The sequence below is a fragment of the Streptomyces sp. NPDC025638 genome (assembly GCF_055558775.1).
This window is the reverse complement of the sequence record NZ_JBVHLX010000002.1, coordinates 348,362-360,851: the sequence shown is the minus strand read 5'-3', so window position 1 is coordinate 360,851 and position 12,490 is coordinate 348,362. Positions and strand designations below refer to the sequence as shown.

General features: G+C 71.3%; 12 protein-coding genes. 11 read left to right on the top strand and 1 reads right to left on the bottom strand.

Annotated features, from left to right (window positions below; genetic code table 11):
* Nucleotides 1-66 precede the first annotated feature (66 nt).
* A complete protein-coding gene (locus ACZ4EG_RS05740; protein WP_467789669.1) occupies nt 67-999 on the top strand; it encodes a Rossmann-fold NAD(P)-binding domain-containing protein in 933 nt (310 codons plus the stop codon).
* 268 nt (nt 1,000-1,267) lie between these two features.
* Here the strand turns inward: ACZ4EG_RS05740 and ACZ4EG_RS05735 are convergent, their stop codons facing one another.
* Nucleotides 1,268-2,422, bottom strand: coding sequence for a YihY/virulence factor BrkB family protein (locus ACZ4EG_RS05735; protein ID WP_467789668.1), 1,155 nt, complete (start codon nt 2,420-2,422; stop codon nt 1,268-1,270).
* A gap of 153 nt (nt 2,423-2,575) precedes the next feature.
* On the opposite strand from ACZ4EG_RS05735, the gene ACZ4EG_RS05730 reads away from it, so the two are divergent.
* The 10 genes from ACZ4EG_RS05730 (at nt 2,576) to cysD (ending at nt 12,489) form a co-directional block, all read left to right on the top strand.
* Entirely contained in the window at nt 2,576-4,213 is a 1,638-nt protein-coding gene (locus ACZ4EG_RS05730) for an acyl-CoA dehydrogenase family protein (protein WP_467789667.1), read from the top strand.
* A gap of 289 nt (nt 4,214-4,502) precedes the next feature.
* Nucleotides 4,503-5,792, top strand: coding sequence for a GAF domain-containing protein (locus ACZ4EG_RS05725; RefSeq protein ID WP_453556969.1), 1,290 nt, complete (start codon nt 4,503-4,505; stop codon nt 5,790-5,792).
* Between the two features lie 187 nt (nt 5,793-5,979).
* Complete coding sequence (locus tag ACZ4EG_RS05720) at nt 5,980-7,314, top strand: hypothetical protein (RefSeq protein ID WP_467789666.1); 1,335 nt, start codon at nt 5,980-5,982, stop codon at nt 7,312-7,314.
* A gap of 17 nt (nt 7,315-7,331) precedes the next feature.
* Nucleotides 7,332-7,904 (top strand): GNAT family N-acetyltransferase, encoded by a 573-nt coding sequence (locus ACZ4EG_RS05715; RefSeq protein WP_467789665.1) that lies wholly within the window; start codon nt 7,332-7,334, stop codon nt 7,902-7,904.
* A gap of 127 nt (nt 7,905-8,031) precedes the next feature.
* Entirely contained in the window at nt 8,032-8,115 is an 84-nt protein-coding gene (locus ACZ4EG_RS05710; protein WP_309486338.1) for a putative leader peptide, read from the top strand.
* A 126-nt stretch (nt 8,116-8,241) separates the two neighbouring features.
* Nucleotides 8,242-9,942 (top strand): nitrite/sulfite reductase, encoded by a 1,701-nt coding sequence (locus ACZ4EG_RS05705; protein WP_453556963.1) that lies wholly within the window; start codon nt 8,242-8,244, stop codon nt 9,940-9,942.
* A gap of 145 nt (nt 9,943-10,087) precedes the next feature.
* Nucleotides 10,088-10,267 (top strand): hypothetical protein, encoded by a 180-nt coding sequence (locus ACZ4EG_RS05700; RefSeq protein WP_316752968.1) that lies wholly within the window; start codon nt 10,088-10,090, stop codon nt 10,265-10,267.
* Nucleotides 10,264-10,983 carry a phosphoadenylyl-sulfate reductase gene (locus ACZ4EG_RS05695; protein ID WP_467789664.1) on the top strand — a complete coding sequence of 240 codons (720 nt, stop codon included), beginning with the start codon at nt 10,264-10,266 and terminating at the stop codon, nt 10,981-10,983. Before ACZ4EG_RS05700 ends, ACZ4EG_RS05695 begins: the two co-directional genes overlap by 4 nt.
* A 1-nt stretch (nt 10,984) precedes the next feature.
* The gene (gene cysC / locus ACZ4EG_RS05690) at nt 10,985-11,554 is read left to right on the top strand and encodes an adenylyl-sulfate kinase (protein ID WP_453556959.1); all 570 of its coding nucleotides are present in this window, start codon (nt 10,985-10,987) and stop codon (nt 11,552-11,554) included.
* Complete coding sequence (gene cysD, locus ACZ4EG_RS05685; protein ID WP_467789663.1) at nt 11,551-12,489, top strand: sulfate adenylyltransferase subunit CysD; 939 nt, start codon at nt 11,551-11,553, stop codon at nt 12,487-12,489. Before cysC ends, cysD begins: the two co-directional genes overlap by 4 nt.
* Nucleotide 12,490: the final 1 nt, after the last annotated feature.

Sequence of the window (12,490 nt, the reverse complement as noted above, 5' to 3'; positions counted from 1 at the left end):
GTGCGCTTATGGGAATGAGCCGTTCAGCGATGGCCGCCCGGGGTGGGCGGGAGTTGACTCGATGGCATGACACAGAACGCATCACGGACACAGAAGCAGACACAGGACATGACGGTGGTGGTGACGGGCGCGTCGGGTCGTACCGGGCGCCGGGTGGCGGATGCCGCGCGGGCGGCGGGGCTGACCGTGCGGGAGGCCACGCGGGCGCGGGGCTTCGACTGGCAGGACCGGTCGACCTGGGCGGACACGCTGAGGGACGCCGACGGGGCGTATCTGGTGTACCCGTCGGACGTGGGCTCGCCGGAAGCGGCGCTGGCGGTGGGACTGCTCGCGCACGAGGCGGTCTCCCTCGGCATGCGGCGGCTGGTCCTGCTGTCGTCACGGGGTGAGGAGATGGCGCGGCCGACCGAGGAGGCGCTGCGGGAGTCGGGGGCGGACTGGACGGTCGTACGGTCCGCGTGGTTCGCACAGAACTTCAGCGAGGGTCCGCTGGTGGAGGGGCTGCGGGAGACCGGCGAGCTGATCTTCCCGGGCGGCGACGTGCGTGAGCCCTTCATCGACGTACGGGACGTCGCGGACGTGGTGGTGGCGGTGCTCAGCGCGACCGACGACCGCTACGTCGGCCAGTCCCTGGCCATCACCGGCCCCCGCCTGCTGACCTTCGGCGAGGCGATCGCGGAGATCTCGGCGGCAACGGGCCGCGAGCTGACCTACCGCCCGGTGCCGCCCCGCGAGTACGGCGAACACCTGGCAGGCTTCGGCGTACCGCCCCAGGAGGTCGACTTCCTGGTAGACCTGTTCGAATCCCTGCTCGACGGCCGAAACGCCTACCTCACGGACGGTGTGCGCGAGGTACTGGGCCGCAGCCCCCGAGACTTCACAGACTTCACCAGGGAGGCCGCGGCGACGGGCGCATTGCGCCCGCCCAGGACCACGGGGCGCCACGGCCGCACTTCGCGCCGTTGCGGCGGTGGAGGCCGGGCCGGCGACGGAAGCTAGGTAGGGCACCCGGCCGATGCGATCAGCCGATGGCCACGCCCCTGCGGGGGCTTCGCCGGAGAGCCCGACCAGCCGCACGGCCAACACGCACGACCGGCTGCGAGGCGACCGCGCGGCCCCGCGATCGACGCGCGCGACCGGCAGCAGGGGTGCCCCTCCCGGCCGACATGAGCCACCGGCGGCAAAAGCCCCGTCGGTCACACAGCCCCGGCGCGGACGGCCGGCGGCAACAGGCCCATCAGCCACCCGGCCCACGCCCGCCGAAGCGTCACCTGTCCTGGTGCGAGCCGCCCCTGCTCGGTTTGTGTGTGTGGTGTGTGCTCTTCACGTGGGTGCGCAGGCGGGCCGTTACGTCCTCCGGGGGGAGGAAGCGGGACCAGCGTTCCGGGAATTCGGACGGCATGTCGGGATCGTCGGGGTCGGCCTCGCGGGCCGCGGCCACGCGGGCCACGTACTCGGCGACCTCCGCCTCCCGGAGGCGTTCGTTCGCGGCGCGGGCCGCTGCCGTGGCGGCGGCCGGCCAGACGCGGTCGATCGCGGCGTTCATCGCGGCGCCGACCAGCACCGCGAAGGCGGACACACCGATCCACAGGAGTACGGCGACCGCGGCGGCGAGGGAGCCGTAGATCGTGGCGCCCTCGATGGTGTTCGTGAGGTAGATGCGCAGCAGGAAGCTGCCCAGGACCCACATCGCGAGGGCGACCAGCGCGCCGGGCACGTCCTCGATCCACGGGGAGCGGACCGGCACGGACACGTGGTACAGCGTCGTCAGGAAGACGATCGACAGGATGATCACGACGGGCCAGTACAGGACCTGTACGACCGTCTCCGACCACGGCACGATCCGCACCACCGCGTCCGGCCCCGCCACCATCAGCGGCAGCGCCACCGAGCCGATCAGCAGCGCCACGATGAACAGCAGGAACGCCATGATCCGGGTCTTGACGATGCCCCGGACGCCGTCGAGCCCGTACATCACGGTGATCGTGTCGATGAAGACGTTCACCGCGCGCGAGCCCGACCACAGGGCGAACAGGAAGCCGATGGAGATGACGTCGGGCCGGCCGCCCTTCATCACGTCGTGCAGGATCGGCTCCGCGATCTCCCGCACGCCCTTGTCGGACAGCACGGTGCGCGACGCCTCCAGGAGGTTGTTCTCCAGGCCGGCGATGGTGTCGGCGCCGGTCCAGGCGTCGACGTAACCGAGCAGCCCGATCAGGCTGAGCAGCAGGGGCGGCACGGACAGCAGCGTGAAGAACGCCGCCTCGGCGGCGAGGCCGAGGATGCGGTACTCCATGCACGAGTCCACCGTGTCCTTCAGCAGCAGCCAGGCGGTCCTGCGCTTGGAGACGTTCCGGTAGAGGGCTCGGGCCCGGTGGAGCCGACCGGCCGGCTGCTCGGGGGGTTCGCTTGCTGGCTGCACGACCTAAAGGTATCCGCCGCGCCGCACCGTCCTCACCTTCCGGGGTGATCACCGGACAGCTCCGGCGGGCGCCGGGCGGAGCGGACGCGTCCGGTCCGGCCACTGTGTCAGTCTGGTGACCACCGCCGTCGCCCCCGGGGTAGGTTCGCAGACATGGCACGCACCACCACCCACACCGTGACGAACCAGGCTCCGCCGCTGGTCGGATACGACGTCTTCGGCGCCGACCGCGCCCTGGTGGAGGCCGTCGAGCGGCACACCGACGCCGCCGTGCTGGACGAGGTGCTCGGCGAGCTGTCCGCGCTGGGCAGGAGCACGGGCTCGGCGCAGGTGCAGGAGTGGGGGGTGCAGGCGAACGAGAACCCGCCCCGGCTGCGCACGCACGACCGGTACGGCAACCGGATCGACGAGGTCGACTTCCATCCGGCCTGGCACCGGCTGCTCGGCAAGGGAGTCGGGGCCGGGCTGACCGCCGCCTGGGTGCGTCCGGCCGGGCATGTGCGCCGGGCCGCCGGGTTCCTGGTCTGGACCCAGGCCGAGGCGGGCAACGGCTGCCCGCTGTCGATGACACACGCGGCGGTGCCCGCGCTGCGCACCGACCCGGAGCTCGCCGCCGAGTGGGAGCCGCTGCTGACCTCCACCCTGTACGAGCGCGAGCTGCGGCCCGCTCTGCAGAAGGCCGGGGTGGTGTTCGGGATGGCCATGACCGAGAAGCAGGGCGGCAGCGACGTACGCGCGAACACGACGGCCGCGCGGCCGCTGGCCGAGACCGGGACGTACGAGCTGACCGGGCACAAGTGGTTCTGCTCGGCGCCGATGTCGGACGGCTTCCTGGTGCTCGCGCAGGCGCCCGGCGGGCCGACCTGTTTCCTCGTGCCGCGGGTGCTGGCGGACGGCACGCGCAACACGTTCCTCATCCAGCGGCTCAAGGACAAGCTGGGCAACCGGTCCAACGCCTCCGCGGAGGTCGAGTTCGACGGGACCTGGGCGCGCCGGGTGGGCGAGGAGGGGCGCGGGGTGCGGACCATCATCGGGATGGTGGCGGCGACCCGGCTGGACTGTGTGCTCGGCTCGGCGGGGCTGATGCGGCAGGCGGTGGCGCAGGCGGTGCACCACTGCACGCACCGTGCGGCGTTCGGCGGGAAGCTGGTGGACAAGCCGCTGATGCGCAACGTCCTGGCGGACCTGGCGCTGGAGTCGGAGGCGGCGACGGCCCTCGGGCTGCGGCTGGCGGCCGCCTACGACGACGGGGGCGAGCAGGAGCGGGCGTTCCTGCGGCTGGCGGTGCCGGCCGCCAAGTACTGGGTGACCAAGCGCTGTACGCCGGTGGCGGTGGAGGCGGCCGAGTGTCTGGGCGGCAACGGCTACGTCGAGGAGTGCGGGATGCCTCGGCTGGTGCGCGAGTCGCCGCTCAACTCCATCTGGGAGGGCGCCGGGAACATCCAGGCGCTGGATGTGCTGCGGGCGCTCCAGCGGGAGCCGGATGCCTTCAACGCCTATCTCCTGGAGGTGGGCCGGGCGCGCGGCGCCGACCACCGTCTCGACGCGGCCGTGAAGAATCTGCTGGCCGAACTGGGCGACCTGGAGGGCGTCGAGGGGCGGGCCCGGCGGCTGGTGGAGCGCATGGCGCTGGTGCTGCAGGGGTCGCTGCTGGTGCGGTACGCGCCGCCGGAGGTCGCCGACGCGTTCTGTGCGTCCCGGCTGGGCGGCGACTGGGGCGCGACGTTCGGGACGCTGCCGTACTCGCTGGACCTGGCCTCGGTGGTGGACCGGGCCCGGCCGGCGGGCTGAGCTGCGGGCACGGGTCGCGGGGGTGATGCTGCGCCGACACGGCACCACCCCCGCTTCACGGCCCCCGTTCGAGGCCACGAACGCCGATCGGGACGGCGCTGCTCAAGTTTCAGACACCCTCGGCCCGTCCACCAGGGTTGCAAGGGGTTGCAACTTGTTGGCATATATGCGCGGAGCGGTCCCCTCCACCGCGCCCGAAACGGCACTATGAGACCAGCAGTCGGACCGGAAACCGCCGCCCGGACGGCTTGACACTCATGTGTTCGCAAGTGTTTGCGGGAGGATCCCAGTGGCGAACCCGCCGATGAACGTGGCGCAGCTCGCGGCCGTCGACGTGGCACAGACGGCTCGGTTGCTCAGCGAGGTGCGCGAGGCCGCACTCACCGGTCAACGTGCGCGGATGGCGCCCCGCCCCGTGATCGGGCAGTCGTGGGGGCGGATGCTGCGCAACGGGGTGGATCCGGACCATGACTTCAGATCGGGGCTGCTCAGTCCCGAGGAGGTGCGGCACAGACGGGAGGAGTCACCGCTGCGGCATGTCCTGCCGGTACTGCGGGAGGGTCTGCTTTCGGTCGCCGACATCGCCCACCACATCATGGTGGTCGCCGACGCGGATGGCAGGGTGCTGTGGCGCGAGGGCAGTTCGCCGGTGCTGCGCAAGGCGGACGGGATCGGTTTCGAACTGGGCGCGGACTGGCGGGAGGACGTCGTCGGCACCAATGGCGTGGGCACCGTGGCCGTGGTGCGCAAGCCCGTCCAGGTCTTCGCCGCCGAGCACTTCGCCCGGTCGCACACCTCCTGGACCTGTGCGGGCGCCCCGATCACCGACCCCCGGGACGGCAGGCTGCTCGGTGTGGTCGACGTCAGCGGCGCGCTGGAGACGATGCATCCGGCCACCCTCGCCTGGGTCGACTCGGTGGCGAAACTCGCCGAGGCGCGGCTGCGGGAGCTGCATCTGACCTCGCTGGAGCGGCTGCGCGCGGTGGCGGCGCCGGTGCTGGCGCGGCTGGCCGGGCAGGCGCTGGCGGTGGACCGGGACGGCTGGACGGCGGCGGTCACAGGGATGCCGTATGTACGGCGCCTCGCGCTGCCCAAGTCGATGTCGGCGGGCCGCCGGTGGCTGCCGGCGTTCGGTCTGTGCGCGGTGGAGCCGCTGGCCGGGGGCTGGCTGGTGCGCGCGGTGGACGAGCCGCCGGCGTCGGGCGCCTCCCGGGTCGTGCTGGATCTGACGCAGCCGCGCCGCTGGTCGGTGTCCGTCTCCGGTGATGCAGGCGCCTGGTCCCGTGAACTCAGCCCCCGGCACGCCGAGTTGCTCTATCTGCTGGCGGTGCGCCGCTCGGGGCGCAGTGCGGCGGGGCTGGCCGAGGACATGTTCGGTGATCCGTCTCGTACGGTGACGGTACGTGCGGAGATGTCGCGGATCCGGCGGTATCTGGGGGCGTTCCTGGAACACCGGCCGTATCGTTTCTGCGAGGACGCCGAAGTCGAGGCGCTGCTGCCCGAGGACCCCCGTGACCTGCTGCCGCACTCGACGGCACCGGCGGTCACACAGCGGTGGGCGGCCACGCACACGCCGTAAGAGAGTACCGCCGGGGGCATATGCCGTGTACCGATTCGGCACATCCGGGGGGCATCTTCCGCATATTTGCAGGGTCTTCTGCCTCTGTCGCACCTTGCTGCCGTAGCATCCCCTCTACGGGCCTCCCCACCTGCTCCTCGGTCAACGTACGGACCATCAGGCGCAGTTGGCTCGCCGAGGAGGAAGCATGAAGCAACGCGGCAGACATCGCCGGCGCAAGCGGGGCCGCGCCCTGCGCGCGTTCCTGACCGGAACCGCCCTCGCGCTCACCGCGGCCGCCACCATGATCAGCGCCTCGCAGGCCACGGTCGCCGACAGCCCGGGCGCGCTCAAGCCGATAACCTCCTCCGCCGAGACCGGGCCGCTGCGGCTCCAGGAGCAACTGGTGCCGCGGGCCGCGCTCGACCGGCTGGCCGGCGCGATGGGCCGCCCGGTCGGTGTCTCCGCCGTACTGAAGGGCGCCGACCGCGCCCTGCTCGACGCCGCCGACTGCACCTCCGCCGCGCGGGAGTCGCTGCCCGTCGCACCGCGGGCCGCGCACGCGTACTGCTGGGACCCCTCCGACACCGCCGACCCGGACTGGCGTCCGGCCTCGGTGACCACCTCCGGGGACGCCGACGACGACGGCGTCTGGGGCGAGAACCGGGTGATCCTGTCCGGCTGGACGCACAGCGCGAGGACCGGCCCCGCCGCCGAGCGGGGTCTGGCCCGGGTCGCCTTCGTCGACGCCGACGACCCCGCCCGTCTCGCCTACAGCTGGGTCCTGCTCGTGGTCCCCACCGCCGACGGCCGCGACTACCGGGGCCTGGCCTCGACCGTCTCCGGCATGGTCTGGTACCAGGACAAACTGCTGGTCACAGCCGGTACGGGGAGGTCCGAGGCGCTCTATGTCTACGACCTGGACCGCATCCAGCGCACCACGGTCGACGGTCCGTCGATCGGCCGGGTGGCGGGCGGCTGGTCGGCCGACGGCTACCGGTATGTGATGCCCGCGGTGGGCACGTACCGCTTCCCCGCCGGACGCTGCGGCACGGACGGGCCGCCCTGCCCCGGCGGCCTCTCCCTGGATCGCGGATCGGCGCCCGACAGCCTCGTGCTGAGCGAGTGGACCCCGCCCGACAGCGACCGGCACGCCCGGCTGTGGCGCTACGCCTTCAGCGGCAACCCCGCCCGCGGCGGTCTGCTCGCCGCGGACTCCGCGGGGCGGGTGGACGCGGTCGAGGCCTTCGAGACGCGGGCGGCCGGGATCCGGGGCGTACTGGCCTACCACCCGCCCGGGACGACACGGACCTCCTGGTACGTCGGACGCCCGGCCGATTCCCCGGACGGCCGCGGCAGCCTGTGGCGCCAGGACACCTCGGGCGCGAAGGCCGCCCGCTGCGGCTCGGACGCCACACACCACTGCTGGGCCGAGGGCGCGGGCTCGCTCTCCTACTGGCAGGAGACCGGCGAGGTGTGGTCACTGTCGCACCGGATGCTCTTCTCCGCCCCACTGAGCTCGATCGACAGTTCGCTGGGGTAGATGGTTCCCTGGCCTGCATGAGCAGCATCACCGTGACCACCTGGTCCCTGGAGCAGACGTCCCCGGCCGACCTCCTCCCCGCCGCCGCTCCCGACGGCGACGTCCGGATCGTCCGCTCCGGGGTGCCCTCCCCCGAGTTCAGCCGCTTCCTCTACGCCTCGGTCGGCGGCGACATCCTCTGGACCGACCGTCTCGGCTGGAGCTACGCCCAGTGGCAGGAGCACCTGGACCGGCCGGGCGTGGAGACCTGGGTGGCCCACGACCGCGGCACCCCCGCCGGCTATGTCGAGCTCGAGCCCCAGGACGACGGCGCCGTGGAGATCGTCTACTTCGGTCTCATCCCCGCGTTCCGGGGCCGGCGCATCGGCGGCCATCTGCTCTCGTACGGGGCGGCCCGGGCCTGGGACCTGGCGGAACGCTGGCCGCAGCGCGTCCCGACCAAGCGGGTGTGGCTGCATACGTGCAGCAAGGACGGCGAGTTCGCGATGGACAACTACCAGCGGCGGGGCTTCAAGCTGTTCGACACCAAGGTCGAGCCGGAGCAGGAGCAGCCCACCCCGGGTCCCTGGCCCGGCGCTTACCCGGTCTGACCTGCATCGACAAGACCCCACACCAGCTGTGTGATCGACGACACCCTTGTCCCGCATACCGAGACAAGGGTGTCCACATGACGGACGAAGCTGGACTGAGTCCAGATTGCCATGACACGCTTCCGTCATGTCTGGAACTGGAATTGCCTTGGTGAGTCGGCGGCACGTCGACCTCGGCCGCATGTCCAGCGCCATCTGTCCGGCGAGCTGACAGTCCCAGCACCGCCGAGTTCCCTGACATTCCCCGCCTCCTGCGCAGCGCCGCGCGCGTATGCCCGCATGCGCCCATACGCACAGGTCAGAGCCGCTTTCCGCCTGTCCCGAAGGACGTAGAACCATGGCCGCCACCCCGCAGAACCCTGCCGCCTCGGCGCCCCGACGCAAGGTGAGCCGTCACCGCGGCGAGGGTCAGTGGGCCGCGGGTCACTTCACCCCGCTCAACGGCAACGAACAGGTCAAGAAGGACGACGACGGTCTCAATGTGCGGACACGCATTGAGACGATCTACTCCAAGCGCGGCTTCGACTCCATCGACCCCAGCGATCTGCGCGGGCGTATGCGCTGGTGGGGGCTGTACACCCAGCGGCGCCCCGGGATCGACGGCGGCAAGACCGCGATCCTGGAGCCGGAGGAGCTGGACGACGAGTACTTCATGCTGCGGGTGCGGATCGACGGCGGTGCGCTGACCACCCAGCAGCTGCGGGTCATCGGTGAGATCTCCCAGGAGTTCGCGCGCGGCACCGCGGACATCACCGACCGACAGAACGTGCAGTACCACTGGATCCGGATCGAGGACGTCCCCGCGATCTGGGAGCGGCTGGAGGGCGTGGGCCTGTCCACCGTCACCGCCTGCGGCGACACACCGCGTGTGATGATCGGCTCCCCGGTCGCGGGCATCGCCGAGGACGAGATCATCGACGCCACGCCCGCGCTGGAGGAGATGAAGCGCCGCGTCCTGAACAACAAGGCGTACTCCAACCTCCCCCGCAAGTTCAAGACGGCCATCTCGGGGTCACCGCTGCTGGACGTGGTGCACGAGATCAACGACGTCGCGTTCGTCGGTGTGCGCCACCCCGAGCACGGTCCGGGCTTCGACGTATGGGTCGGCGGCGGTCTCTCCACCAACCCCAAGCTGGGCGTGCGGCTCGGCGCCTGGGTGCCCATCGACGAGGTGCCGGACGTCTACGAGGGCGTCATCTCGATCTTCCGTGACTACGGCTACCGCCGGCTGCGCAACCGGGCCCGCCTGAAGTTCCTGGTCGCCGACTGGGGCGCGGAGAAGTTCCGTCAGGTGCTGGAGGACGAGTACCTGGGCGGGCGCAAGCTGATCGACGGACCCGCTCCCGAGCAGCCCGTCCAGCAGTGGCGCGACCACATCGGTGTGCACCGGCAGCAGGACGGCCGGTACTACGTCGGGTTCGCCCCGCGGGTCGGCCGCGTCGACGGCGCCACGCTCACGAAGATCGCCGAGCTGGCGGAGGCCCACGGTTCGGGCCGGGTGCGCACCACCGTCGAGCAGAAGATGATCGTCCTCGATGTCGAGGAGGGGCAGGTCGACTCGCTCGTCGAGGGCCTGGAGGCGCTGGACCTCACCGCCCGGCCGTCCTCGTTCCGGCGCGGCACGATGGCCTGCACCGGCATCGAGTTCTGCAAGCTCGCCATCGTCGAGACCAAGCAGCGCGGCGCGCAGCTGATCGACGAACTGGAGCGCCGCCTGCCGGACTTCGACGAGCCCCTCACCATCAACCTCAACGGCTGCCCGAACGCCTGTGCCCGTATCCAGGTGGCGGACATCGGTCTCAAGGGCCAGCTCGTCGTGAACGACCAGGGCGAGCAGGTCGAGGGCTACCAGGTGCACCTCGGTGGCGCGCTGGGTCTGGAGGCCGGGTTCGGCCGCAAGGTCCGCGGTCTGAAGGTCACCTCGGACGAACTGCCCGACTACATCGAGCGGGTGCTGAAGCGCTTCCAGGCCGAGCGCGAAGCCGACGAGCGGTTCGCCACGTGGGCCGCGCGAGCTTCAGAGGAGGCCTTGTCGTGAGCTGGGCGAGTGAGCCGAAGGGGCGCGCCTCCGTCGTGAGGCCGAGCGCGCGGAGGCCGCGCAGCGGTCGAGCACGGTCGGCCGTCGACGGAGGCTGGAGCGCCCCGGAGGCGAACCGAGCCACAAAAAAGAGGGAGGCCCTGTCGTGAGCGAGCGGGCCGCCCCCTTCTACTGCCCCTACTGCGGCGACGAGGACCTGCGTCCGAGCGAGCAGGGCCACGGCGCCTGGGAATGCGCGGCCTGCAACCGCGCATTCCAGCTGAAGTTCCTCGGGCTGCTGGCCCGGGGGGTTCAGCGAGCCGACAACGGAGGGGATCAGACATGACGACGGCTCAGGAAGAGCGCACGGCCGAGGAGTTGAAGGCACTCGCCGAGCGGGCCGGGCGCGAGCTGGAGGACGCCTCCGCGCTGGAGATCCTCCAGTGGGCGGCGGACACCTTCGGCAAGCGCTTCTGCGTGACCTCCTCCATGGAGGACGCGGTGGTCGCGCATCTCGCCTCGCGCGCGATGAAGGGCGACAGCTTTGTCGACGTAGTCTTCCTCGACACCGGCTACCACTTCCCGGAGACCATCGGCACCCGTGACGCGGTCGAGGCCGTGATGGACGTCAACGTCATCACGCTCACGCCGCGCCGGACGGTGGCCGAGCAGGACGCGGAGTACGGCCCGAAGCTGCACGACCGCGACCCGGACCTGTGCTGCAGGCTGCGCAAGGTCCAGCCGCTGGAGGAGGGCCTGAAGGACTACCAGGCCTGGGCGACCGGCCTGCGCCGCGACGAGTCCCCGACCCGGGCGAACACCCCGGTCGTCGGCTGGGACGAGAAGCGCCGGAAGGTCAAGATCTCCCCCATCGCCCGCTGGACGCAGGATGACGTGGACGCGTACGTCGCCGAACACGGCGTACTGACCAACCCCCTGCTGATGGACGGCTACACCTCCGTGGGCTGCGCCCCCTGCACCCGCCGCGTCCTGGAGGGCGAGGACACGCGGGCCGGCCGCTGGGCGGGCCGGGCCAAGACCGAGTGCGGGCTGCACGGCTGACATGACCGTGCCTTCTACGACATTGGAGAACGACGTGACGACCGGAGCCACCGTCTGGCTCACGGGTCTGCCGAGCGCCGGCAAGACCACCATCGCGTACGAGCTGGCCGGCCGGCTGCGCGAGGAGGGCCACCTCGTCGAGGTGCTCGACGGCGACGAGATCCGCGAGTTCATCTCGGCGGGCCTCGGCTTCAGCCGCGAGGACCGGCACACCAACGTGCAGCGCATCGGCTTCCTCGCCGAACTGCTGGCCCGTAACGGCGTCAAGGCGCTCGTCCCGGTCATCGCGCCCTACGCCCACAGCCGCGAGGCGGTGCGCAAGCGCCACCACGAGAACGGGACGACGTACCTGGAGGTGCACGTGGCCACCCCGGTCGAGGTGTGCTCCGTACGCGATGTGAAGGGTCTGTACGCCCAGCAGGCCGCGGGCCAGCTGTCGGGGCTCACCGGGGTCGACGACCCGTACGAGGCCCCCGAGACGCCCGATCTGCGGATCGAGTCGCAGAACCAGACCGTGCAGGAGTCCGCGGCGTCGGTGCACGCCCTGCTCAGCGAGAGGGGACTGGCATGACGGCGATCGTCGCGACGGCCGAGGAGGGCACGGGCACGCCGTACGCTCTCTCCCACCTGGACTCCCTGGAGTCCGAGGCGGTCCATATCTTCCGTGAGGTGGCGGGCGAGTTCGAGCGGCCGGTGATCCTGTTCTCCGGCGGCAAGGACTCCATCGTCATGCTGCACCTGGCGCTGAAGGCGTTCGCCCCGGCGGCCGTGCCCTTCTCGCTGCTGCATGTGGACACCGGACACAACTTCCCCGAAGTGCTGGAGTACCGGGACCGTGTGGTCGCCGCACATGGGCTGCGCCTCCATGTGGCCTCCGTACAGGACTACATCGACCGCGGTGTGCTCAAGGAGCGTCCCGACGGGACCCGTAACCCGCTCCAGACCGTCCCGCTCACCGAGAAGATCCAGAGCGAACGGTTCGACGCCGTCTTCGGCGGCGGCCGCCGCGACGAGGAGAAGGCCCGCGCCAAGGAGCGCGTGTTCTCCCTGCGCGACGAGTTCTCGCAGTGGGACCCGCGCCGCCAGCGGCCCGAGCTGTGGAACCTCTACAACGGCCGGCACGCCCCCGGCGAGCACGTCCGTGTCTTCCCGCTCAGCAACTGGACCGAGCTGGACGTCTGGCAGTACATCGCCCGCGAGGGCATCGAGCTGCCCGAGATCTACTTCGCGCACGAGCGCGAGGTGTTCCAGCGGGCCGGGATGTGGCTGACGGCGGGCGAGTGGGGCGGCCCGCGCGAGAACGAGACCGTCGTGAAGCGGCAGATCCGCTACCGCACCGTCGGCGACATGTCCTGCACCGGCGCCGTGGACTCCGACGCCACGACGCTGGACGCCGTGATCGCCGAGATCGCCGCCTCCCGGCTCACCGAGCGCGGCGCCACCCGCGCCGACGACAAGCTCTCCGAGGCCGCGATGGAAGACCGCAAGCGCGAGGGGTACTTCTAAG